General features: G+C 72.4%; 22 protein-coding genes, 1 pseudogene and 1 CRISPR repeat array. Of the genes and pseudogenes, 12 read left to right on the top strand and 11 right to left on the bottom strand.

What is annotated here, in order from left to right; translation table 11 throughout:
- Positions 1–43: 43 nt before the first annotated feature.
- Positions 44–1,000 carry an N-acetylmuramoyl-L-alanine amidase gene (locus tag ABZ714_RS03555; RefSeq protein ID WP_358823470.1) on the bottom strand — a complete coding sequence of 319 codons (957 nt, stop codon included), beginning with the start codon at positions 998–1,000 and terminating at the stop codon, positions 44–46.
- 307 nt (positions 1,001–1,307) lie between these two features.
- Here ABZ714_RS03555 and ABZ714_RS03550 point away from each other — a divergent pair, with 307 nt between their 5' ends.
- The 4 genes from ABZ714_RS03550 to ABZ714_RS03535 all read left to right on the top strand — a co-directional run bounded on the left by ABZ714_RS03550 (position 1,308) and on the right by ABZ714_RS03535 (position 5,156).
- Positions 1,308–1,511, top strand: coding sequence for a hypothetical protein (locus ABZ714_RS03550; protein WP_358823469.1), 204 nt, complete (start codon positions 1,308–1,310; stop codon positions 1,509–1,511).
- 275 nt (positions 1,512–1,786) lie between these two features.
- On the top strand, positions 1,787–2,185 hold the full coding sequence (locus ABZ714_RS03545) for a helix-turn-helix transcriptional regulator (RefSeq protein ID WP_358823468.1): 399 nt from the start codon (positions 1,787–1,789) through the stop codon (positions 2,183–2,185).
- 90 nt (positions 2,186–2,275) lie between these two features.
- A complete protein-coding gene (gene modA / locus ABZ714_RS03540) occupies positions 2,276–3,100 on the top strand; it encodes a molybdate ABC transporter substrate-binding protein (protein WP_358823467.1) in 825 nt (274 codons plus the stop codon).
- Positions 3,101–3,131: 31 nt separating this feature from the next.
- Positions 3,132–5,156 (top strand): ABC transporter permease, encoded by a 2,025-nt coding sequence (locus tag ABZ714_RS03535; RefSeq protein WP_358823466.1) that lies wholly within the window; start codon positions 3,132–3,134, stop codon positions 5,154–5,156.
- A gap of 632 nt (positions 5,157–5,788) precedes the next feature.
- Here ABZ714_RS03535 and ABZ714_RS03530 read toward each other — a convergent pair.
- From ABZ714_RS03530 to ABZ714_RS03520, 3 genes are read right to left on the bottom strand one after another with little or no spacing between them, the layout of a single operon-like run.
- A complete protein-coding gene (locus ABZ714_RS03530; protein ID WP_358823465.1) occupies positions 5,789–6,274 on the bottom strand; it encodes a hypothetical protein in 486 nt (161 codons plus the stop codon).
- Positions 6,275–6,320: 46 nt separating this feature from the next.
- On the bottom strand, positions 6,321–6,848 hold the full coding sequence (locus ABZ714_RS03525) for a GNAT family N-acetyltransferase (protein WP_358823629.1): 528 nt from the start codon (positions 6,846–6,848) through the stop codon (positions 6,321–6,323).
- A complete protein-coding gene (locus tag ABZ714_RS03520; protein ID WP_358823464.1) occupies positions 6,842–7,834 on the bottom strand; it encodes a hypothetical protein in 993 nt (330 codons plus the stop codon). The genes ABZ714_RS03525 and ABZ714_RS03520 overlap by 7 nt, the downstream gene beginning before the upstream one ends.
- A 429-nt stretch (positions 7,835–8,263) precedes the next feature.
- Between ABZ714_RS03520 and ABZ714_RS03515 the strand changes: the two genes are divergently transcribed.
- From ABZ714_RS03515 to ABZ714_RS03500, 4 genes are all read left to right on the top strand, one after another.
- Positions 8,264–9,010 (top strand): DUF6415 family natural product biosynthesis protein, encoded by a 747-nt coding sequence (locus tag ABZ714_RS03515; RefSeq protein ID WP_358823463.1) that lies wholly within the window; start codon positions 8,264–8,266, stop codon positions 9,008–9,010.
- Positions 9,007–9,195, top strand: a complete 189-nt coding sequence (locus tag ABZ714_RS03510) for a hypothetical protein (protein WP_358823462.1) — start codon at positions 9,007–9,009, stop codon at positions 9,193–9,195. Before ABZ714_RS03515 ends, ABZ714_RS03510 begins: the two co-directional genes overlap by 4 nt.
- A 485-nt stretch (positions 9,196–9,680) precedes the next feature.
- A CRISPR array of direct repeats spans positions 9,681–10,075; the repeat unit is 29 nt; unit sequence CTGCTCCCCGCGCACGCGGGGATGGTCCC.
- 96 nt (positions 10,076–10,171) lie between these two features.
- A complete protein-coding gene (locus ABZ714_RS03505; RefSeq protein WP_358823461.1) occupies positions 10,172–10,882 on the top strand; it encodes a 2-phosphosulfolactate phosphatase in 711 nt (236 codons plus the stop codon).
- A gap of 32 nt (positions 10,883–10,914) precedes the next feature.
- Positions 10,915–11,343: a VOC family protein gene (locus ABZ714_RS03500; protein WP_358823460.1), complete on the top strand. Its 429-nt coding sequence runs from the start codon at positions 10,915–10,917 to the stop codon at positions 11,341–11,343.
- 39 nt (positions 11,344–11,382) lie between these two features.
- On the opposite strand, the gene ABZ714_RS03495 is transcribed toward ABZ714_RS03500, so the two are convergent.
- From ABZ714_RS03495 to ABZ714_RS03475, 5 genes are all read right to left on the bottom strand, one after another.
- The gene (locus ABZ714_RS03495; RefSeq protein ID WP_358823459.1) at positions 11,383–12,846 is read right to left on the bottom strand and encodes an acyl-CoA synthetase; all 1,464 of its coding nucleotides are present in this window, start codon (positions 12,844–12,846) and stop codon (positions 11,383–11,385) included.
- Positions 12,847–12,852: 6 nt separating this feature from the next.
- On the bottom strand, positions 12,853–14,088 hold the full coding sequence (locus ABZ714_RS03490) for an MFS transporter (protein WP_358823458.1): 1,236 nt from the start codon (positions 14,086–14,088) through the stop codon (positions 12,853–12,855).
- 94 nt (positions 14,089–14,182) lie between these two features.
- The gene (locus ABZ714_RS03485; RefSeq protein ID WP_358823628.1) at positions 14,183–15,976 is read right to left on the bottom strand and encodes a GAF domain-containing protein; all 1,794 of its coding nucleotides are present in this window, start codon (positions 15,974–15,976) and stop codon (positions 14,183–14,185) included.
- Positions 15,977–16,188: 212 nt separating this feature from the next.
- Positions 16,189–17,235, bottom strand: coding sequence for a rod shape-determining protein (locus tag ABZ714_RS03480; RefSeq protein WP_358823457.1), 1,047 nt, complete (start codon positions 17,233–17,235; stop codon positions 16,189–16,191).
- 257 nt (positions 17,236–17,492) lie between these two features.
- Complete coding sequence (locus ABZ714_RS03475; RefSeq protein WP_358823456.1) at positions 17,493–18,062, bottom strand: hypothetical protein; 570 nt, start codon at positions 18,060–18,062, stop codon at positions 17,493–17,495.
- Positions 18,063–18,212: 150 nt separating this feature from the next.
- On the opposite strand from ABZ714_RS03475, the gene ABZ714_RS03470 reads away from it, so the two are divergent.
- Positions 18,213–19,181: a hypothetical protein gene (locus ABZ714_RS03470; RefSeq protein WP_358823455.1), complete on the top strand. Its 969-nt coding sequence runs from the start codon at positions 18,213–18,215 to the stop codon at positions 19,179–19,181.
- Positions 19,182–19,405: 224 nt separating this feature from the next.
- Here the strand turns inward: ABZ714_RS03470 and ABZ714_RS03465 are convergent.
- A pseudogene (locus ABZ714_RS03465) lies at positions 19,406–19,798 on the bottom strand (MarR family transcriptional regulator); the annotation flags it as partial.
- A 303-nt stretch (positions 19,799–20,101) separates the two neighbouring features.
- Between ABZ714_RS03465 and ABZ714_RS03460 the strand changes: the two are divergent.
- Both ABZ714_RS03460 and ABZ714_RS03455 read left to right on the top strand, forming a co-directional pair.
- Entirely contained in the window at positions 20,102–21,118 is a 1,017-nt protein-coding gene (locus tag ABZ714_RS03460; RefSeq protein WP_358823454.1) for an NADP-dependent oxidoreductase, read from the top strand.
- Between the two features lie 125 nt (positions 21,119–21,243).
- Positions 21,244–21,564, top strand: a complete 321-nt coding sequence (locus ABZ714_RS03455; protein ID WP_358823453.1) for a hypothetical protein — start codon at positions 21,244–21,246, stop codon at positions 21,562–21,564.
- A gap of 150 nt (positions 21,565–21,714) precedes the next feature.
- Here the strand turns inward: ABZ714_RS03455 and ABZ714_RS03450 are convergent, their stop codons facing one another.
- A complete protein-coding gene (locus ABZ714_RS03450; RefSeq protein WP_358823452.1) occupies positions 21,715–22,272 on the bottom strand; it encodes a dihydrofolate reductase family protein in 558 nt (185 codons plus the stop codon).
- Between the two features lie 217 nt (positions 22,273–22,489).
- On the opposite strand from ABZ714_RS03450, the gene ABZ714_RS03445 reads away from it, so the two are divergent.
- Positions 22,490–23,059 carry a hypothetical protein gene (locus ABZ714_RS03445; RefSeq protein ID WP_358823451.1) on the top strand — a complete coding sequence of 190 codons (570 nt, stop codon included), beginning with the start codon at positions 22,490–22,492 and terminating at the stop codon, positions 23,057–23,059.
- The last annotated feature ends 195 nt before the right edge of the window (positions 23,060–23,254 follow it).

The raw sequence follows: 23,254 nt of genomic DNA, 5'->3' as shown, positions 1-23,254 counted from the left end.
GCCCGGGAGTGGCCGGGCGTCGCGGGTGCCGTGTCCGGGGCGGTCAGGGCGTGACGGTGAAGCCCCGCTTGGTGCCGAGGGCGCGCAGTGACCGCTGGCCGGGGATGCCGTCCGCGTCGGTGCCGGAGTAGCCGAGGCCGCGCTGCCAGGCGGCGTACGCCTTCTTGGTGGCGGTGCCGTAGTGGCCGTCGGCGAGGGAGGCGGTGAGCAGGCCCTCCTTGACCAGGGCCTGCTCCACGATCTTCACCCCGGGATACGAGACGGGGGCGCCCGGCCTGGAGGGGTCCCGGCGGGCGGCGGCGACGATCTTCGAGAGGTCGACCACGGGTGCGGTGGGCGGGGTCGGCGGCTTGGGCTTGGGCTTCGGGTCGGGGTTGGGCGCGGGGCGTTCGGCGAGCCGGGCCGCGACCCGCTCGCGCAGATCGGGCATGGTGAAGCCGCGGGGGTCGGACTTGTCGTCGGACCATTCGAGATGGCCGATCACCGACTTCGCCGACCAGCCGTGGATCCGGCAGAGTGCGGTCGCGGCCCGTTCGATCGCGTCGAGCTGGGCGGCGGGCCAGGGGTCCTTGCCGTCGCCGAGGTTCTCGCACTCGAATCCGTAGAAGTGGCGGTTGCCGTCGATGCCGTCGGCGTTGCCCTTGGTGGGGGCGGGGGGCCTGCTGCCGTACGACTCGGCCGTGACGGCCGCCAGGACGGCGGGGTCGCCGCCGCCCGCGTGGTTGGTCCGGCCCCAGCCGATCAGATGGACCGTGCCGTCCTTGGTGATCACGGCATGGCACAGCGGGCCCGGCAGTCCGCTGTAGCCGTCGCGGCAGATACGGACGGGGTCGGCGGGTCGTTTGGTGACGGTGTGGTGGATCACGACACCGTTCACCGGCCCCCAGGGGCGGCCGGCTCCGGTCCTGGTGTGGTTCTGCCAATCGCCGACCTCGGCGACCTCCACCCCCTCTGCGCGGAGGGCGGCCTCGAACTGAGCGGCGGTCATCGGTGTTGCCATCGGCGTATCTCCAGTGGTGCGGGGGCGCTGATTTATGCGGCTGAACCGCAGAGTCGTTCATGTCAGCAGTAGAAATAGGAAACTTGAGGGCTGAAATCCCCTGAAGAGATGAATTGCGGGCTAAATGCTGGTGTGCACGCCCCCGGTTGGCGCCCCTTATGCGCCGATCACCGTGATCGCCGGGTTGGGCGGGGCGGCCGGGGCGGTCGAGTCGGGTGGGGGCGGGTGAGGCCGAGGGCGCGGCCGTGGTGGCGTCCGCCGCAGGCAGAGAGCCCCCGCCCCGACGGCGAGACCTAAGATTTCGGCCATGGCTGAAATTGAACTTCCGGATGAGCTGGTGGAACTGGAGACCCGGGCATGGGCGGAGATCCGCGAGGGGCGGCTGACCCTGGAGACCGCCGGGGCCGTACAGGCGGCGATCACCGCATACGCGGGGGAGACCGGCGAGAGCCGGTACGAGGTGGAGAAGCAGCTCAAGGCGCGGGTTCGCGGAGGCGGCGAGTCGGCTTGAGGGGGCGGGCGGCGGGCCGTACTGCCGGGTGTCGGTGCGTCGACGGCCGGGCGCGCGGTTCGTGAACGGGTGAAGGCCCCGACCGGAGGGGATGGGTCGGGGCCTTCATGGCGGAATCCACGCGCGCCCGCGAGGTGCGCGCAGTTCGAGTCTCTGCCCGGTCGCGGGGTTGGTCAAGCGCCTATCGGGCCACAGTGGACACACCATTTGCATATGCGGTCCGAGCGGTCTTATCGCCTTGCTTATGCAAGCTGGAGGCGCATATCTTGACGCATATGCACTCCTATACGATCGGCCGGGCCGCGCGGCTGCTGGGGGTCAGCCCCGACACCGTCCGCCGCTGGGCCGACGCGGGCCGGGTCGCCACCCACCGCGACGACGCCGGGCGGCGCCTGATCGACGGCCGCGATCTGGCCGCGTTCTCCGTCGAGCTGGCCCAGGGCGGCGACGGCGGCGACGAGGAGCCCTCGTACACCTCCGCCCGTAACGCCTTCCCCGGCATCGTCACCGCCGTGAAGCTCGGCGATATCGCCGCGCAGGTCGAGATCCAGGCCGGACCGCACCGGCTGGTCTCCCTGCTCACCAGGGAGGCGGTGGAGGAACTGGGTCTTGAGGTCGGGATGGAGGCGACCGCCCGGGTGAAGTCGACCAGTGTCCATATCGACCGGCCCTGACGCGGCCGGTCGTCGCCCTCGCCCTCGCGTGTGCGCCGCTTCGTGCGGCCTGCTCCGCGCCCGCCCGTCCCCGTGAAGGAGCCGTACCCGATGGCATCCGTACCGACCTCCGTGCCGCCCTCCGCCCGGCGGCGTCCGGCCCGGCGCGCCGTACTCGCCCTGGCCGCCGTCGCCCTGCTCGTTCCCCTCGCCGCCTGCGGCGACGACCAGGAGAAGTCCGGGGCCGGATCCGGAGCCGGTAAGCCGCCGAAGGCCGAGCTGACCGTACTGGCCGCCGCTTCGCTCACGGACGTCTTCAAGACGGCGGGCGCCGCGTACGAGAAGGCCCACCCCGGGACACGGATCACCTTCTCCTTCGCCGGATCCCAGGAACTCGCCGCCCAGGTCCGCCAGGGCGCCCCCGCCGACGCCCTGGTCACCGCCGACACCAAGACCATGGACGGGTTGAAGGGCGAGACCGGTACACCCGTCGTGATCGCCAAGAACCGGCTGGTGATCGCCGTCGAGGAGGGCAACCCCCGGCGCGTCGACACCTTGGAGGATCTCGCCGACCCCGGGCTGAAGGTGGTGCTCGCCGCGCCCGAGGTCCCCGTAGGCCGCTACAGCCGGAAGATCCTCGACGCCCAGGACATCACCGTGAAGCCGGTCTCCCTGGAGCCCAACGTCCGGGCCGTACTGACCAAGGTCGAACTCGGCGAGGCCGACGCGGGCCTCGTCTACCGTACGGACGCCGCCACCGCGCCCGACGAGGTCGACGCGGTCGAGATCCCCGACGACCGGAACGCCGTCGCCCAGTACCCGGCCGCCACCCTGAAGACCACGGACAACGAGGCGGCGGCGAAGGCGTTCGTCGACTGGCTCGCCGGCCCCGAGGCACGGAAGATCCTGCTCGACGCGGGCTTCCAGCGGCCGTGAGCGGCAAGCCGTAAGCCATGGGCATCGAGTCATGAGCCGTAAGCCCCGCAACGCTCCGGCGGAGACCGTTCCGGCGGAGACGGGGCCGTCGGTCCGGAGGCCGTACGGCAGACCACCGCGCGGCCCCCGGACCGGCGTCCCGGTCGCCCTCGCCGTACCCGCCCTGATCGCCGTCGCGTTTCTGCTGCTGCCGCTCCTCGGCATCCTCGCCCGTACCGAATGGTCCGACCTCGGCACCCACCTCACCAGCCCCGGCGTCACCGAAGCCCTCGGCCTCTCCCTCCTCGTCTCCTTCTGGGCGCTCGGCCTCTCCCTGCTGCTGGGCGTACCGCTGGCCTGGCTGCTGGCCCGTACCGACTTCCCCGGCAAGGCGCTGGTCCGCACCCTCGTACTGCTGCCGATGGTGCTGCCGCCGACCGTGGGCGGCGTCGCCCTCCTCCTCGGCTTCGGCCGGCGCGGACTGCTCGGCCCCTGGCTGGAGGAGACCTTCGGCGTCACCCTGCCCTTCCACACCTCCGGGGCGGTCGTCGCGGCGACGTTCGTGGCGATGCCGTTCCTCGTCATCAGCCTCGAAGGCGCGCTCAACGGGCTGCGCCCCGAGTACGAGGAGACCGCGGCGTCCCTCGGGGCCTCCCCGCTCCGGGTGTTCCGAACCGTCACCCTCCCGATGGTCGCCCCCGGGCTGCTCGCGGGCGCGGCGCTGACCTGGGCGCGGGCGCTCGGCGAATTCGGCGCGACGATCACCTTCGCGGGAAATCTGCCCGGCGTCACCCAGACCCTGCCGCTCCACGTCTATCTGCTGCTCCAGAACGAACCGGCCGCCGCGACCTCGGTCTCCCTGCTGCTGCTCGCGATCGCCATGGCCGTACTGATCGCCCTGCGGGGGCGGTGGACCGGGGGCGGGAGTACGGGCGCGACCCGGGACGCGGGCGCGGAGCGCACGGCACCAGCGGTGGACGCCGACGACTCCGGGAGCACCGGGGCCCCGGTCGGCGACGGGGGAGGCGCCGGGGGTGGCCGATGGGCCCTGAACGCCGAGGTCACCGGCTTCACCCAGGTCACCCTCGACGCGGCCCCCGGCACCACGATCGCCGTCGTCGGCCCCAACGGCGCCGGGAAGACCACCCTGCTCCGGGCCCTCCTCGGCCTCACCCCGCGCGCCCATGCCGCACTCCGCCTCGGCGACGACGATGTCACCGACCGGCCGCCGCACCGGCGCGAAGTCGCCTGGGTCCCCCAGAACGGTGCGCTCTTCCCGCACCTCAGCGCCCTCGCGAACACGGCCTACGGGCTCCGCGCCCGAGGCGTCCCCCGAGCCGAGGCCCGCCGTACCGCCCGCGCCTGGCTCGACCGCCTCGGCGTGGGCCGGCTCGCGCACCGCAGACCCGCCCAGCTCTCCGGCGGTCAGGCCCAGCGCGTCGCCCTCGCCCGCGCGCTGGCCCCCGGCCCCCGGCTCCTCCTCCTCGACGAACCCCTGGCGGCGCTCGACCAGTCCACCCGCGCCCGGGTACGCCACACCCTCCGCCGCCACCTCGACGGCTTCGGCGGCGTCTGCCTGATCGTCACCCACGACCCGGTCGAGGCGGTCTCCCTCGCGGACCGGGTCCTCGTCCTGGAAGCGGGCGAACCCCGTCAGTACGCCCCGCCCGCCGAGGTCACCCGCCACCCGCGTTCCCCGTGGATCGCCCGCATGCTGGGCCGCAACGCCTGGCCGGGCACGACGACTCCGATGGGCACGATCGCCCTCCACGACGGCGGCCACCTCGTAGTCCCCGACCCGCCGCCCCCCGGCACGGAGGTCCTCGCGGTGATCGCCCCGGAGGCGGTCGCCCTCCACCGCGACGAACCCACGGGCAGCCCGCGCAACGTCCGCCCCGGCACGATCCGCGAGATCACCGCGTCGGGTGGCCGCCTCCGAGTCCTGGTGACCACCCCAGGCGCCCCGGACCTGATCGCCGAGATCACCCCGGAGGCGGCGACGGAACTGTCCCTGACGGACGGGGCCGAGGTCTGGACGAGCGTGAAGGCGACGGAGGTTCTGACGGTGGTCCTCTGAGGGACGCCTGGTGTGGGGTTGCCTGTGCCCAGGCGGGGTCTTCGCGCCTCAGGCGCCGGCGGGGCTGTTGAAGTTGTGACCGTTGCTCCAGCGGTATGCGGGCGGTCTTGTGCAGTGTCGGGAGGGTCGGTGGCCTCCGGGCTCACCTCCTCACGGACGGCGGAAGTGGGGCACCTGTTTAGGAGACCCGTCTCTTATCCGCCGTCCTCCCCCAAAGCTGCCTTTGGGGGGACCCCCAGGGGGCGACCCCGCCCCCCCGACCACGCCGACTGCACTTGTCCCCTGGGGCTGGAGCCCGTCCCGGGGAGGGGATACTGCCGCCTGATGTCGCTGGTCCGCCCGCTGCCCGGTGACGGGTTGCCCTCCTGAACGCCTTCGTAGCGAGACGGCCCCCATTTTCAGGGGTGGTGTTCTTTTCAGGGGCGGTGCTGGGGGAGAGCATTTAGGGGCGCGAGGAACTGCGCGACAAGCCACCCACGGTCCGCAGACCGCGAACAAGAATCAGTCGCCGGGCGCGGCCCGGGTTTTCAGGAGCAGAGTTGTCCACGGGGGGATGGCCCCTCCGGCCGCGGAGGAGATCGGGCCCGGAACTGCTGCTCCCCGCGCATGGCGGGGATGTCACCAGGGGTATGTCACCCCCGACGAGCCGCCCCCTCGGGCCACAGCACGTCCACTGGAGTTCCAGCCGAGCGCGCCGCCACCACGGTGTCGGCGGTGCCGCCACCCTTGCCGGAAGGCGGGGTGCCGTCCCAGACGGCGACGAGTCGGTCCGCTCGGGCAAGCAGTTCGTGGTTGGCCGCTTCGTAGGCCGCACGGTTCGCGGTGTCGTACGGCATCACCACCACCTCGGCTGCCGCTGAGTGCAGCCGGTCGAAGTGATCGGCGCGCTCGGGCTTCACCTTCGCTTGCCGATAGTCCCCGGACGGGACGACGACCACGAGCCGTCCGCCCGCGTCCAGTACGGCCTCGGCGAAAATGGCGTCGGCTCCGGCGGCGATGCACGACACCCCGGTGACATCGGACCCGTATCCGGCGAGCAGATCGTCCAGGGCGGCGCGGACGAGCGGGATCGTCCCGTCGCTCAGGTCCATGTGGCCGGTCACTGCGATGGTCACCATGGCGGTTCGCCCCTCTCAGGTTGCTGGCAGTCGTACCGTGTCGGGCCTACTTCAGTGGCAGGTCGGCGAGCATCACGGCGTACAGCGGAGAGTCCGGGAAGGGCTGGCGCTCGCCGATCTTTCGGAAGCCCCAGGACTCGTACAGTGCCTGGACCCGGGGGTGCTCGACATCGACGAGCAAGACGGCCAGATGCTCCGGCCGGTCCTCCAGCAAGGCGAGGGAGAGGGCTTTCGCCACACCCTGCCTCCGCTTCGCCGGGTGGACGGCCAACTCGGAGTACGCGAAGGTCAGGGACTTCTCCGGGGCCTCTTCGAGGTACTCGCGCCACCGCTCCCGGCCGTCGGGCGCCGGTGCTCCATAGGCGAAGCCGACGGGTTGATCGCCGTCGTACGCGATGACACAGGCGAAGTCGGGATGGCGACCCCAGTGGTCGATGAACCAGGGGAACTTCTTCTTGAAGTCGTCGTCCCGGTCGGGGCCTGCCGCTGCGGCGTGCAGATCGATGATCGTCCGGCGGATGTCGGCCAAGTCGTCGGTCCCGAAGTGGCGGAAGTCCAGCCCGGCAGTCACAATCTGCTCCATTCGGATCGGTAGCGGTCGCCCCACTCACGGCTGATCGAGGCGTCCGGCCCAAGGGTGATCAGGTCCCGGTAGAAGTCGCCCAGGAGGAGACGCATCCGTCCGGGGATCGGGTGCCCGGACATGAGGGAGAACACGGCGGTTGCTGTCGCGCACGCCTGATCGACGTCGCCTTGGTGGAGCTGGGCCAGCGCGAGGCGCGTCGTCGCGAGGGCCCGGTTTCTGCGGAACTCGTTCGGGATCATGGCCATGGCTTGGTGCGAGGCGGCTTCTGCTTGGGGAAAGTCCCCGATGCGATCCCGGACGATGGATGTGAGGCCCATCAGCTCCCCCGGCCCGTAGAAGGCGATCCACGAGGGAATGGGTTCGGTGGTGTCCGCCTTGCTCAGGGCCTCCTGAGCGTGGCCCAGGGACCGCAAGGCGGCCTGCCGGTCGCCGAGGGTGGCGTGGCCGACGGCGGTCCGGGCATGGGCCAGTGACCCGAAGAACGGGGATCGCCGGGCGATGGTGGTCCCCTGCGCGGCGTAGGCGGCGTCGACGGCTTCGGCGTACTGCTCCTGGTGGTTGGCGAGTATCGCGTACAGGTTCCACACCTGGAGTTCGGCGACGGAGTCCTGGGCCATCCCGGCCATACGCAGGGCGTGACCCAGGAGGTCGGAGGCACGGTCCAACTGCCGGGCGTCGATGGCGCTCCACGCGGCGGTGGCTGTGTAGTCGGCCGCCACGGAGAAGAGTCGGAGCCGGATGCGCTGGGTGGCGCCCTGCTTCTGTTTGGCCAGGGCCTCGGCTGCCCCGGCGAGGGCGGCGCGCTCCAGACCTTCGTGGCCGCCTCGGGAGCGGTCGACTGCCATGAGGGTGTCCAGGCCGGAGCGGAGGCGGATGACGTCGGAGGTGCCGACCTGCGGCGGGGCGCCGACGAAGGGGGTGGTTACCGAGGCTGTTGTTCCAGTGGCGGCGGCGAGGAAGGTCCTGCGGTCCACAGGGTCCTCCGGGGGAGTAGAGGAGTGCCTTCGTCCCGCCGGTGGGCTGAATCCCAGATCCTCGGCGGTACATCTGAATGCTGCCTCAAGAGCCTGACGCTGTCTCTGATGAGGCCATCTCGATTTCCCGGTAAGCCAGTTGCGGACCGTGCGGTCTCCCACGGTGCCGTCATGGCCCCGTGCTCGCAGGTACTCGTTTACCGCGTCGGCTAACTCACCTTGAGTGAAGCCGAACTCATGCATCGCGTCGGCGAGCATCCGGTTGCCATTCACCTACTCACCGTAGCGGGCAAGTTGGTGGCGAGCGGCGGCCCGCCGAGTTTTCCGGTTCCCCGGGAGCGCGCCCATCGCGAATTTCCTCCAGTTCGCAGACGGCCGGTCGTTGACTGAAGCGTCGCCACACCACAGCTTCGGACGACTGGAGACAGAGTGACCGCCGATCGCCTACCGCCCCTGCCTACAGTCGCGCTTGGGGTGGTGTCGCATCAACAGATGGTGCTTCTGGTTCGTCGCCGGGTTGTCGAGGGCCGGTTGGCGTGGCAGTTCCCTGGCGGGGTGCTGTTGGACGGTGAGCTGCCGGAGGCCGGTGCTGTGCGGGAGACGCTGGAGGAGACGGGTGTCTCCGTCGCCCCGGCGATCGGCCGGGTTCCGGTGATCGGTAGGCGTACTCATCCCGACACCGGATGCCCGCTCGTCTACGTCGCCTGCGACTACCTGTCCGGTGAGCCGTATGTCGCAGCTCCGCGCGAGGTGACGCACAGTGCCTGGGTTCCGCATGACGCGATCCAACAGTTCATCCCACAGGGCGTCTTCGCCCCGGTTTTGGCGTATCTCCACGGCCGGGAGGTGCTGCCGGTCCGGCTGGCCGAGGTGACGGCGGATGTCGGTCTCGCGCGGAAGATCGCGCGCGGCGGGCGTCTGCACGGGCCGTTCGTCGCGGCGCTTCGGGGGCGGCTGCGCGGGTACGTCGAAGTGCTGGCGGACCCGGCGGAGCGGTACGGCCGCGGCCTGCCGGAGGGGCAGCACCGGGAGGTGGTGCTGGGGACGGTCCGGTACGCGCGGCAGGTCGCGGGGGCCGGGGATGGTGAGGGCGATCCGGAGGCGACGCTGATCCTGCTGGCCAGGAGCGCGGACGATCTGGCCCGGTACGCGGCGACGGCCCGGGGGACGCGGTGACCGGTGACGGCGCGGCGGTGGGTGTCGCGTTGTGGTCGGTGGTCCTGGCGGGGCTCGCGGCGGTGACCGTCGTGGCCCGGGTGGATCTTGGCGAGGACCGGCCCGACGCCGGGTCGTACAGCACGGCGGATACCGACCCGAGCCCGGGATATACGAGTAGCCCGGCTGAAGAGGAGTCGACGTAATGCGTGGCAATGATGAGAACCTCCCCGCAGGCCCGGCATCGGCCGGGCTGGATCCGTCGCCGCCCTCAGCGGACGAGCGGGCATGGCGACCGTGCCGGTGCGGGCAGCCGGTCTGCCCCGACCGGCCCCGTACCCGGGCCGAGCAGTGCCAGCGGTGCACGGCCCCGGTCGAGGGGACGGACGAGCGCCGGATCGACGTGGACTCGATGTCCGGCGCACACGCACCGATGTACCTGTGCACGAGCTGCATGCCACCTCGATAGGCCACCGCATCGGCCGCCGCCCCGGCCCGTACGCGGGAAGGTATGTCCACCCAGCCCCCGGTATCGTCATTGCTCCGCGTTGGGAGAGGGGGCAGGGTGGGTGATGTGAGGTACGACAGGGGCGAGTTGATGAGTTTTTGGCGCGCTTCGCCGGATATGCCGGACTCGGTGAAAGTTACTCAGAACCGCTTCCCGCGCAGATAAAGCAGCAGGTCAGGAAGTCTGCTCCCCGCGCACGCGGGGATGGTCCCCGGCGGCGCATCCCCGCGAAGACCTCCTCGCGCTGCTCCCCGCGCACGCGGGGATGGTCCCCGGGCCCGGCTGGGGGTCTTTGTACTGGTGGGCTGCTCCCCGCGCACGCGGGGATGGTCCCCTGCGGAGATCGAGAGCATCGCAACACAGAGTCTGCTCCCCGCGCACGCGGGGATGGTCCCGTCCCCGACGGCTCCGGCCGGGGCCGCGTCACCTGCTCCCCGCGCACGCGGGGATGGTCCCAGCATCGAGCGGCGGGTGACCGGGGTCGCCTCCTGCTCCCCGCGCACGTGGGGATGGTCCCAGCTTGTGGATGGGGGCGGAGGCGGAGCTGTTCTGCTCCCCGCGCGCGGGGATGTCCGCCACCACCGCGCCGAGCCCAGGCCCTCCCGCCCCGCAGCCCACCCCAACGCCAGCAAATCGGCTGGTCATCATCAACCGTTCCGGAACATGATCACCGCATGGACACTCGATTTCTCGGGATCGCCGAGTTGGACCGGACCCCGGACGTGGCCGTTGTCGTCGATGTGATGCGGGCCTTCACCGTGGCCGCCTGGGCCTTTGGGCAGGGGGCCGAGAAGGTCGTGCTCGCCGAGTCCCTTGGCGACGTTCTCGCGCTCAAGGCGCGGCATCCCGACTGGGTGGCGATCAAGGACGGTCCGGCCGCCGACGGGTTCGATGCCGTGAATTCGCCTGCCCTGCTGCGGTCGGTCCGGCTCGACGGGCGGACCGTCGTGCAGAAGACCACGGCCGGGACCGTCGGGGCGCTCGCGGTCAGGGACGCGTCGTTGGTGCTCTGTGCGAGTTTTGTGGTGGCGGGGGCGACCGCCCGGCTGTTGCGGGCACAGACACAAGGTGAGGTCACCTTTGTCGTGACCGGTGAGGGCGGGCGGGCCGAGGAGGATGTGGCTTGTGCCGAGTACATCGCTCGCCGGGTCGTCGAGCCGTCCGTGGACGCCGCCGGGTTTCTTCGGCGGGCCGAGGCTTCGCGGGCCGCAGGGGAGTTGGCGGCGGGGATACGGGAGGGCTCGCACCCCGATGACGTAGGGCTCTGTCTCGAACTCGACCGGTTTCCGTTCGCCATGGTGGCCGCGCCGGAGGGGCCGCTCATGGTGCTGCGGCCGTACGCCGTGGCCGAAGAGCAGGGGCCGGGGCGCGGGAAAAGGCCGTGAAGGGCGGCGCGGGCGGCTGTTACGGTGCGGCGGTGACAGTGATCAGAGAATTCCAGGTCACCTTCGACTGCGCGGAGCCCGAGCGGCTCGGTCTCTTCTGGTGCGATGTGCTGGGGTATACCGCGCCGCCCCCGAAGGGGTTCGACAGCTGGGACGACTTCAACGCCTCCCGCGCCCCCGAGGACCGTGGCGGGGCGTTTGCCTGTGAGGATCCGTCGGGGGTCGGGCCGCGGCTCTTCTTCCAGCGCGTGCCCGAGGGGAAGGTCGTCAAGAACCGGGTGCACCTCGACGTCCGGGTCGGTACGGGGCTCGTAGGGAAGGAGCGGCTGGCCGCTCTCGAAGCCGAGTGCGCGCGGCTGGTGCCGCTCGGCGCCGTACGCGAGCGGCTGCTCTACGACGGTGGCGACGACGCGTGCATCGTGATGCGGGACATCGAGGGCAACGAGTTCTGCCTCGACTGAGCGGGGTGAAGGGTCCACCCCCACCCCGCCCGGGTCGCGTCAGACTTCCAGCGCCCGCTTCATCACCTTGCCCATGTCGTTGCGCGGCAGCGCGTCCAGATAGCGGATCACTCGCGGGCGCTTGTGCGGTGCGAGTTCCGCCGCCACATGGGCCGTCAGTTCGTCGGGGGTGGGGCGGGTGTCGGGGTTCGCCGGGACGATCCAGGCGACCACCCGTTCCCCGAGGTCCGGGTCCGGTTCGCCGGTCACCGCCGCCTCGCGGACTCCGGGATGGTCCAGGAGTACGTTCTCGATCTCCCCGGCGCCGATCTTGTAGCCGCCGCTCTTGATCAGATCGGTGGCGCGGCGCCCCACGATCCGTACCGAGCCGTCCGCGTCCCGGACCGCCATGTCCCCGGTACGGAACCACTCGCCGTCGAACGCCTCCGCCGTCGCGTCCGGCCGGTTCAGATAGCCCGTGAACAGGTTCGCGCCCCGGACCTGGATCTCCCCGATGGTCTCGCCGTCGTACGCCGTCACCGGCTCGCCGCCCTCGTCGACCAGCCGCAGCCCGACCCCGGGCAGCGGTACGCCGACCGAACCCGGCCGGGCCTTCGGGTCGTCGGCCCGGACGCTGGTGTTCATCAGGGTCTCCGTCATGCCGTAACGCTCGACGACCCGGCGGCCGGTGGCGGCGGTGATCCGGGTGTGGTCGGGCAGCGGCAGCGCCGCCGAACCCGAGACCAGCAGCCGGGCCCCGGTCAGCGCCCGGACCAGCTCGGGGTCCTCGCCGACGGCCTCCGCCAGCCGGTGGTACATCGTCGGTACCCCGAACAGCACCGTGCCGCCGGACGCCAGTTCGCGCCGTACGCCGTCGGCCGAGAACCGGCCCAGATGGCGCAGCTCGCCGCCGCGCCGCAGCGGGCCGAGTACGCCCAGGATCAGTCCGTGGACATGGAACAGCGGCAGTCCGTGTACGAGGACGTCGTCCCCGGTCCACGCCCAGGCGTCGGCGACCGCGTCCAGGGTCGCCGCGATCGCCCGGCGGGGGAGTACGGCGCCCTTCGGCGGGCCCGTCGTCCCCGAGGTGTAGACGATCATCGCCGGGGCGGCCGGGTCCACCGGGCCTGGCGGCGGCCCGCCGAGACCGCTCACCGGGATGTCGACGCGCTCCACGCCCGCCAGCGCCGCCGGGAGTTCGTCACCGGGCCCGGCCAGGACCAGCCGGGGCTCGCTGTCCTTCAGGATGTGCCCCAGTTCCCGCTCGCCGGTCTTCGGATTGAGCGGTACGACCGGTACCCCGGCGAGCAGTGCGGCCACCACTCCGACGGCGGTCTCCAGGGTGGGTGTCGCCCAGAGCGCGACCCGGGACGCGCCGCCGATCCGTACGGCGAGCCCTCCGGCGGCGCTCGCCAATGTGCCGTACGTGACCGAACGTTCGCCGAACCGCAGGGCCGTACGGTCCGAGTCCGGCCGCAGCGCCGGGAAGAGATCCCCTGTCCCGGACTTCTCGTCGTACGTCATATCGGGTCATCCTCCGTCGGTGGCCGGTCTGCCGGGCGGGTCCCCATTCTTCCGTCCGGTCGCCGCTCCGGCGGAGCGCATCCTCCCGTACGCGTAGACGCATCCGGCCAGCGCCAGATCCGACAGCAGCATGAAGCCGATCGCATAGGACCCCTTGGCGCTGTAGATCGCCCCCATCACCATCGGCGGTACGAAGCCGCCGAGGCCGCCGATCGCGCCCACGATCCCGGTGACACTGCCCACCTGCGGCTGTGGGGTCACCCGGGCCACCAGGGCGAAGACACCGCCCGACGCGGCGCCCAGACCGGCCGCCATCAGCAGCAGGAAGAGCGTTCCGGCCGGATCCAGCGGGGGATCGAACGCCTGGGCGATCGCGGTGACCGCCACCAGGCCGAGGGCGGCGGCGGTGACGTACGCCGGGTGCAACCGGTCCGACAGCCAGCCGCCCAGCGGCCGGAAGACCACCGTGACCAGGGCGAACCCGGCCGCTTTGGTACCGGCGTCGGTGGTGTCCAGTTCGTACCAGGTCCGCAGATACGTCGGCAGATAGACCCCGAACGCCACGATCCCGCCGAACCCGATCGCGTAGAGCGCCGACAGTTCCCAGGTCACCCGGAGCCGTCCGGCCCGGGTCAGCCGGGTGGCGAGGGAATCGGTGGGGACCGGCCGGTCCGGCCGGTCCGTGATCAGGAGGACGGAGAGTACGGCGAAGACCGCGAGGGCGCCCGCCACCACCAGGAAGGGCAGGTCCTGGCCGTGCCGGGCGATCCTCGGGGTGAAGTAGCCGGAGAGCGCGACACCGCCCATGCCCATACCGAAGATCCCGATCGCCAGACCCCGCCGCGCGGGCGGGAACCAGGAGTTCACCAGCGGCACGCCGATCGCGAACGTCGTACCGCCGAGCCCCAGCAGGAAACCGGTGGCCAGCATCGCCGGATAGGAGTCCTTCGCCGGGATCAGCAGCAGGACCGGCACGATGGTCGCGGCGCTGACCAGGGGAAACATCACCCGGGCGCCATAGCGGTCGGTGAGCGCGCCGACCGGGACCCGGCCCAGGGAGCCGACCAGGACGGGCACGGCCACGAGTACCGACTGCTGGAACGAGTCGAGGTGCAGCCGGTCCTGGTAGTAGCCGCCCAGCGGTGAGATCAGGTTCCACGCCCAGAAGGTGAGGGTGAAGCCGATGGTGGCCGCGGCGAGATTGCGGTACGCGGCGAAGGGGCCGCTGGCGACGGGATCCACACCTTCCAGTCAAGGCCGGGGGCCGGGGCGCGGCGCGCTGGGGTACTCCGTTCGAACGGTGCCGGGTGGCGGGCCAGGCGTACGGGTCCGGCGGCTATCGGGGGGCCTCCCAGACGACCGTACGGCCCCGGGCGCTCCCGGCCCCCGAACCGGCCCCGGCCCCCGAACCGGCCCCGGCCCCGGCCCCCGAACCTGCCCCGGTCTCCGGCGGCCCGCCCGGCTCCGGTCCTGTGCCCGGCTCCCGTGGTCCGCCCGGCTCCGGGGGGCCGTCGTCCGTGACCGTGAGGCGGATCCCGGGGCGGCCGTCGCCGAGCCGGACCGTCGCGTCCACGACCACCTCGATCGCCCCCACCCCGGGGCGGCGGTGCGCGGCGGCCAGCGCCGTACGCAGGGTCGCGATCAGCCGCTCGTCGGCGGGCGGCCGGATCAGCGCGTCGACCGGGCCGCGGAAGTGCACCGACGGCGGGAAGCCGAGCAGCGCGGCGGCGCCCGCGGTCTCCCGCAGGACCCTGCCCCGGAACCCGGTCGGCGCGTCGGCCGGTGGCTGCTGGAGCGCGAAGATGGTGGTCCGTACCTCCTGGATGGTGGAGTCGAGTTCGTCCACCGCCCGGCCGATCAGCTCCGCCGCCTCGGTCTCGCGGTCCGGCGGTCCCGGCGGACCGGCCGGGTCGGGCGGGCCGGGCACCGCGCGGCGGCGGGTGGACTCCAGCATCATCTCCGTCGCGAAGAGCCGCTGGACGACGAGGTCGTGGAGGTCCCGGGCGATCCGGTCGCGGTCCTCGTACACGGCGAGCCGCTCGCGGTCGTGCCGGGCGTCGGCATGGACCAGGGCGATGGCGGCCTGGGAGGCGAACTGCGAGGCCATCAGCCGTTCCAGCGCGCTGTACGGGCGGCCGTCGCGGCCCCTGGGCAGGGCGAGGGTGCCGATGAGCCGGCCGCCGGACTGGAGCGGCAGCATCATCGAGGGGCCGAACCGGCTTCTGACCCGGGTGGTCATCCGGGGGTCGGTGGCGGAATCCTCGACGAACACCGGTTCGCCGCCGAGCAACTGGACGAGGACGGGGGAGCCGGGGGCGATCGTCGTCCCCACGATGTCGTCGGTACCGCCCGCGTACGGATCGGGTGCGTTCGTGTCCGTGTCCTGGTCCGAGTCAAGGGCCGCCGTCTTGTCGTCGCCGGTCGACGCCACGACGATCTCCATACCCCCGTCGGCCGTCGGCTGGAGGATCACCCCGGCCGCCGCTCCCGCCAGGATCCTGGCCCGCTCGGCGACGGTCATCAGCGCGTCCTCGGCGCTGCTGCCGGTCAGCAGGGCCGTCGTCACGGCCGCCGCGCCCTCGATCCAGCGCTCCCGCTGGCGCGCGGTCTCGTACAGCCTGGCGTTGCCGATCGCCGTGCCCGCCTGGGACGCGAGCACCCGCAGCAGCGCCAGATCCCCCTCGGTGAAGGGGCCGCCGCGCTTCTCGGTCAGATAGAGATTGCCGAAGACCTCGGTACGGACCCGGATCGGGACGCCGACGAAGGACCGCATCACCGGATGGCCGTCGGGGACGCCCGAGGAGCGGGGATCGAGGGTGAGATCGTCGATCAGCAGCGGCCGGGGATCGCGGATGAGCAGTCCGACGATGCCCTCGTCCCCGGCCGGGAGACGGCCGATCCGCTCTCTCTCCTCGTCGCTCATTCCGAAGGTGAAGAGTTCGGAGAGGGGGCTGGGTCTGCCGGGGCGGCCGGGCTCCGGGTCGATGACGCCGAGCGCGCCGTACCGGGCGCCGGTGAGCCCGGCGGCCGTGTCCACGATGTGCTGGAGGGTGGCGGGGAGTTCGAGATCGCTGCCCAGGCCGATGACGGCCTCCAGCAGGACGTGCAGCGGGGGCGCGCCGTCGGGGATCCGGCCCCGTCCGGCCCCCCGTACGGCTTCGGAGCCGGGGCCCGTATCCGTGTTCGTACCGCCGGATTCCGCACCGCCCGGTTCCGTACCACCGGGTTCCGTACCGTCGGAGCCCGTACCGCCCGGTCCCTTACCGTCGCCGGGCCCGTTCGCCGCGCCCTTCGCCGGGCCGTCGTCCACGGCCGCTCCGCCTCCCCTCGCGCCGATCACGCCTACCGCGCGACCTCCGCCAGTGGATTGAGGACCAGTGGCTGGATTCTGCCCTCCAGCATCGCGCCGAGGCCGAGGATCGCACAGATGTCCGGCCGTTCGGCGATTTCCACCGGCATGCCCGTGGTATCCCTCAGCATCTGGTCGAGTCCGGGCAGCAGCGCGCTGCCGCCGACCATGGTGATGCCGCGGTCCGCGAGGTCGGCGACCAAGTCGGGCGGGCAGTCCCGCAGCACCCTCCCGATCCCGTCGAGTACCGAGGTCAGCGGGGTGTGGATGGCGTTCCGTACCGCCGCGGTGTCGACCTGGACCGTACGGGCCAGGCCGGTGGCGACGTCCCGGCCGTGGATCTCGGTGACCTCCGGCCCCTGCGAGGTCAGCCCGTTGCCGCGGAGCGCGAGCTGGAGCGGGCGTACGGACTGGCTGGGCAGCATCAGCTCGTGCTGGGTCCGCAGATGCTGGATCACCGCCGCGTCGATCGCGTTGCCGCCGACCGGCACCCGCTCGGCCCGGACGATCGAGCCCAGGGACAACACGGCGAGCTGGGTGGTCGCCGCCCCGCACACCATGATCATGGTGGCGGTCGGCTGTTCCACCGGCAGTCCGCAGCCCACGGCCGCCGCGATCAGGGTGTCCACCAGCTCGACCCGGCGGGCCCCCAGACCGATCATGGTCTCCACGGCGGCGCGCTGGGCCAGCGGGTCGGCGTCGTGCGGCGTACAGGCCGCCGCCCGCAGCCGGGGCTTGCGGCGCAGTTGGCGGCGGAGCTTCTCGCCGAGCAGATGGCGGAGCATCCGCTGGGCCATCTCGATGTCGACGACCGTGCCGCCGGAGACCGGCCGGGCCACCCGGATGTAGTGCGGCGTACGGCCCGTCATCTGCTCGGCGAGGGCGCCGACGGCGATGAGGGAGCCGGTCCGGGTGTTCACCGCGGCGACGCTCGGCTCGTCGACCACGAGTCCGGCGCCCTTGACGAAGACCCGGGTACGGGCGGCGCCGAGGTCGACGGCGACATGGCAACGGCGCAACTGCTCCAGACTGACGCTCACGACGATCCTCCCGAGGCGGTACGGCTGCGGTTCGGCCGTACGGCCCTACGGGGCGGCACGGCTGCACGGCGGCGATCCGGCGGTACGGCCGTACGACGGGCCCGGGCCGGGCGCGCGGCCGGTACGTGGTCGCACTCGCATCGTCCGTCCGGGGCGGGGGCGGCGCGCGCCGGGTGGTCCGCCCGGGTTACCGCGACGGCTGACCGGGTGTCATCGCAGGTGGGCCGGAGGTGGTCCGGGGGAGGTTCGGAGGCGGGTCAGAGCAGACGTTGCAGCAGGCCCCAGCTGAATTCGGCCACCGCGCGCCGCTCCCCGGGCAGCGTCAAGGACAGCCGCAGGCGTGTCGGGGCGGATCCCTCCATCGGAGTCGCCGGGGCGAAGGCGCGGGCCGCCTCGTCCGCCGTACAGGACCAGGGCGTCAGATCGTCCGCCGTACGGAGGACGGGGGCGGGTTCCCCCTCCGCCCTGACCAGCCACTCGTTCCAGACCGCGCCGCCCGGCACGGTCGCGGTCACCTCGAACCGCAGCCCCGGCCAGAGCGGCACGGGCCAGCGGTGGGCCTCGGATTCCAGATCGCCGACCCGGCGGCGTACGGAGGACTCGGGCGGGCCGAGCACCGAGCGGTAGCGGGCGAGCCCGCCGCGCGGTGAACGGGACCGGCACATCGCCTGCCAGCGGCGGTTGGCCTCACGCATCTCGGCGGCCGAGGCGCCCAGCTCCCGGCGGGCGTCCTCGACCAGGCCGGGCTGGTGGTCGGCCATTCTGCGGAGCAGGACGAGCTGGAAGTCGCGGGGTCCGAAGGGCGCGGGCGTGGTCATGGCGGCCATCCTCCCCGACCGGGCCGGGAGGCGCGGTGGACAGCCGACGGGGGATGTCAATCTCTCAAACGTCGATTCACTCCTGGGTGGAGATTCCGCACAGAATCCTCACACGGCCCGTCACTTCTGGCTCCTGGCGCCCCATAACCTGCGGGCGCCATGGATTACTGCCAACAGTGCCGACGACACCTCAACGGCGCCCTCGCCTGCGCGGGGTGCGGAACCCCCGCCCACGAGCTGCGCGGCGGGGACCCCGCCACCGGAGGGTGGGGGGACCCCGGCACCCGTACCGGCGGCGGTCACGACCCCGGAATCGGCGCCGGGGCCGGGTACGGCTCGGGTGCCGGTACGGGCTTCGAACGGCCCGCACCCGCCCACGGTCGGGCGGGCGACGACGTCATCGAACTCGGCGAGGTCTCCTGGCACACCCAGGGTGGCGGTGGCGGCAGGCGCAGGCGCGGCCGTCGCGAGGACGCCGGTGGTACGGAACCGGGCCCGCGCGCCCCGGCCGGCGACGGGCGCTCCGGGGCAGGGGCCGGGGCGGCAGCCGGCGGGGAGCGGGGCCGCGCCGGGCGGCGGGCCGCCGCCCGGGCCGGGACCAGGCCGACCGGGCGCCGCGCCCGCAGTCGGCGGGGCCGTAACGTCCTGGTGGGAGTGCTCGGACTGGTACTCGCCGGGGGCGCGCTGAGCCTGGCCGAGCTGGGTCAGGAGGGCGACGGCTCCGCCCGGGTCAAGGAGAAGGACCTCAGCCGGGGCGAACCACTGCCCGACCCCGAGGCGCCCGACGGCGGCACGGTCCCCGACGAACCGGACACCGTGACCGCGCGGCCCTCGGAACACCCGGGATCCCGGGGCTCGGGACGCCCCACCGCGACCGCGACCGGGACCGGCCCGGGTGCCGGGCAGCGGCCCGGACCGTCCCCGAGCCGTACCGCTACGCCCCCGGCCGAACCGAAGCCGTCCGACGCGCCCCGGCCGTCGACCGGGGCGCCGTCGCCCTCGGGGGTACCGGAGCCGCCCCGGCCCAGCGGCTCGGGGCCCGGGCCGACCGGGACGCCGGTGCCGACGCCGACACCCAGGCCGACACCGACCGAGACCTGTACACCGTTCCTGTGGTGGTGCGTCTGACCGGTCGGGCCGCCCCGGCTCCCCGGGCCCGCCGGAAGGGTCGGCTACGCGGCTCCTCGCGCGCCGCCGGTTCCGGACACCTCGCCGGTCACGTCGCCGATGACATCGGGATGTGAACCTGGAGCGCCCATTGCCCCCGTGACACAAGTGACGTACGGGCCGGCCGGGGCGGTGACGGTCGTGGTCGCCGTCGCCACGGCGGCGGGCGCGGTGAGGGCCGTCTCGTCGCCGGTGAGGCGCTTCAGCAGGTCCCGCAGCAGTACCCGCTCCACCGGGCTCAGCCCCGCCAGCGGCTCCCTGGCGAAATGGACCGTGTTCAACGATCTGCGCAGCCGCCGGGTGGTCTCCGCGCCGGCCGCCGTCGCCGCCGCGTGCTTGACCCGGCGGTCGTTCGGATCGGGATGCCGCTCCACCAGACCGCGCAGTTCCAGCCGGTCGATGATCCCCGTGATGTTCGACGGCTCGCAGGCCATCCGGCCGGCCAGCTGCCGCATCGGCAGCGGCCCCTCGGTCAGCAGCGCCAGCACCTTCGCCTGGGCGACGGTGAGCGAATGTTCGGCCGCGGCGTGCTCGTACGCCGTCAGATAGCGGGTCACGACGTCCCCGAGCAGGCGCAGGACCTCGCCCGATACGGCGTCCTCGGCCGCGAGGTCGTCCGGGGCGTCCGGGGCGTCCGGGGAGCCGGGGACGGTCGGGGCGTCCGGGGGGCCCGAGGAGCTCGGGGCGATCCGGGGGATCGGGCCGTTCGGGTGATCGGCCATGCGTTCAGGAGGGTTGTCGGTGGCGGTGGCGGCGCGCTCAGTGGGCATACCGGCCAGCGTACTCCGATACTTGACAACATGAAATATCTTTGGAGATGATTGCTTCACCATCTGAATCTTTTTCTTCGTGAAGCGCTACCGCGCAGGAGGCCAGCCCGGATGTCCGCACTGCCGAAGACCAGTCGTGAATGGCACCTCGTCGCCCGCCCTCACGGCTGGCCGACGAAGGACCTCGTCGAACTGCGCGAGGTCCCCGTCGCCGAACTCGCGGACGGCCGTGTCCTCGTACGCAACACCTACTTCTCCGTCGACCCGTACATGCGCGGCCGGATGAGCGATGCCAAGTCCTATGCCGCGCCGTACGAGCTGGACCGGCCGATGCACGGCGGCGCGGTCGGCGAGGTCATCGCCTCCCGCGCGGAGGGCTTCGCCGTCGGCGACACCGTGGCACACCAGCTGGGCTGGCGCGAGATCGCCGATGTGCCCGCCCGGGAGGCCCGGAAGATCGACACGTCCCTCGCACCCGCCTCCGCCTATCTGAGCGTCCTCGGGATGACCGGCCTCACCGCCTACGCGGGGCTGACGAAGATCGCCGGACTGAAGGAGGGCGACACGGTCTTCGTCTCCGGCGCCGCGGGCGCGGTCGGCGGCTTCGTCGGTCAGATCGCCCGGATCAAGGGCGCCGCGCGGGTCATCGGCTCCGCCGGATCCGACGCGAAGGTGCGGCGCCTCGTCGAGGGCTACGGCTTCGACGCCGCCTTCAACTACAAGAACGGCCCGGTCGCCGCGCAGCTCGCCGAGGCGGCGCCCGACGGTATCGACGTCTACTTCGACAATGTCGGCGGTGAACACCTGGAGGCGGCGCTCGGCGCGTTCCGCCCCAAGGGCCGGGCGGCGCTGTGCGGCGCGATCTCCGTCTACAACGCGACGGAACCCGCCCCCGGCCCCAACAACCTCTACCTGGCCGTCACCAAGCAGCTCCGCCTCGAAGGCTTCCTGGTGATAGACCACTTCGGCCTGCTGAGGCAGTTCGTGACCGAGGCGGCGGGCTGGCTCGCGTCCGGTGAACTCGTCTACGACGAGACGGTGGTGACGGGCATCGAGAACGGCTTCGACGCGTTCCTGGGCGTCCTGCGCGGCGAGAACCTGGGCAAGATGCTCGTCGCCCTCCCGTAGCCGGAGCTCCTCGGTCCGCTTCCGTGCGCGGACGACGATCCCGGAGCCGCCGAGCTGTGACAGCCGTTCGATACTGTGGTTTTCGGTCACTCGGATGTACGGCTGTCGACCGACCGGGAGAGCGCATGACGCATCAGGACGAGGGCACCGACGCGGTGGCTGAGAAGGCCAGCGAGAAGTGGATGGCGCGGTTCCAGCTGCGGCTCGCCGTGCAGCCCGGCGTGGACCGGGCCGTGGTCCTCCAAGCGGTCGAGGAGATCACGGAGCACCGCGCGAAGACGGGAGAGGACCCGCGGACCGCCTTCGGCGACCCGGACTCCTCCGCCGTGGAGGCCGCCGCGCGGCTGGTACCGGCGAACCGGGCGGCGCGCGCGAGGCGGCAGGACTCCGTGCTGGGCGCGGTGGGCTCGGCGCTGAAGAGGGTCAGGGACATCGGCGGGATGTGACAGCGGCGGGCGGTGTCCCTCGGCGCTTCGTCCGGGGACGGCGGCCGGGGCCGGACATCCGTGGGTGCCCGAACCGGCCAGTGACGGCACCGTCCGCCAGGGGGTGGGCGGTGCCGGAGCCGAGTGGGAGGTGCGACCGGCCGGTGCGGCTCAGCGAGTCCGGTAGCGCGCGTAGATCAGTCCACTGGCGAAGGCGCGCTTCTCGACCAGGTCGAGATCGAGGCGTACGCCGTCGGGGAAGAACCGCTTGCCGCCGCCGACCACGCTCGTGGTGATGAACAGGTGGTACTCGTCCACCAGGCCGGCCGCGATCGCCTGGGCCGCCAGGTTCGGGCCGTCGACGGTGAGAGCGTGGTCGGATTCGGCCTTCAGCTCGCGCACCGCCTCCGGGTCGAAGGTCCGCTCGATCCTGGTCTTCGCGCTGGACACCGAATCGAGCGTCGTGGAGTACACGATCTTCTCCGCGGCCTGCCAGTCGCGGGCGTACCGCAGGATGTGCGGCGGATGGTCGGGCTCGGTGTGCGCGGTTTCCCAGAAGACCATCGTCTCGTACATCCGCCGGCCGTAGAGGTACGTGCCGACCGGGCGGAAGAGGTCGTTGATGAAGGTATGCACCTCCGGGTCGTCGGCCCCGGTACCGAGGTCGCCCTCCGCCGCCTCGGCGTAACCGTCGAGCGATGTGATCATCGAGTAGATGAGCTTTGCCATGTGTCTCCTTCGGGTACGAACGCGTCAGTCCTTGACCGATTCCGCAGGTGGTGACTTCCGCGCGACCCGGAACTCATCGCTGGTCGGCGAGCGATGCCGACCCGGTTCGAGCGAGGGGCGCACCCCGGGGCGACTACCTGTCCCTGCGGAAAACCCCCTGCACGCGGGAGGGTTGACCGGATGGCCGACTCCGTCGGCGGATACATACGGTCACGGCATGAAGCGAACGAGCAGGGTACTGGTCACCGGCTTCTCACAGGGCGCCTCGGCGGCGCCGGGGTCGGCCCGGTCGCTCCAGGAGGGCGCCGACGCGTGGTTCCGGCTGCGTGCGGTGGCACCCGTCAGCGGCGCTTACGCGTTCCGCGACGCCGAGCTGCCCGCCCTGCTGTCCGGACGGACGGAGCCGAAGGCGAGCGTGATCTACTCGGCGCTGACCCTGGTCGCCTTCAACCGCCCGCACCACCTGTACGACTCGCCGGACCAGGTGTTCCGCGCGCCGTACGACCGGACGATCGAAGGGCTGCTGGACGGTACGCACACCGGCCGTGAGGTCGTGGCAGGCACCCCGGACTCCATCGACGCGCTCCTCACGCCCCACGGCCGGGCGATGCCGGCCCACCCCACCGGGCCGCGAAGGCCCTGCGGATCGCCGACGGCGTCTGCGCCGACTGGACACCGCGAGCCCCGATCCGGCTCTACTACGCCGACGGGGACGAGCAGGCCGTCACCGCGAACACCGACCACTGCGGGGCCGCCCCGCGCGATCGTGGCGTGGCCGCCCCGCTGACCGGACTCGGCACCCCCGACTGCGGCGGCTCGCGTCATCTGGGCTCCCAGCAGGCGGGAACCGCCGCCGTGGTGCGGTGGTTCCGCTCCCTGCGGTGAGCAGGCCGCCCACCGGGGCGCGGGCCCGTCCGCGGACGACCGGGGGGGGGGGGGGGGGGGAACGGGGGGGGCAGTCCGGGGCCGATCTCCAGGACCG

Origin of the sequence: Streptomyces sp. NPDC006798 (genome assembly GCF_040635975.1) — a bacterium.
Classification (GTDB): Bacteria; Actinomycetota; Actinomycetes; order Streptomycetales; family Streptomycetaceae; genus Streptomyces.
The sequence above is the reverse complement of the archived record's forward strand: the minus strand, read 5'-3'. Positions and strand labels throughout refer to the sequence as shown.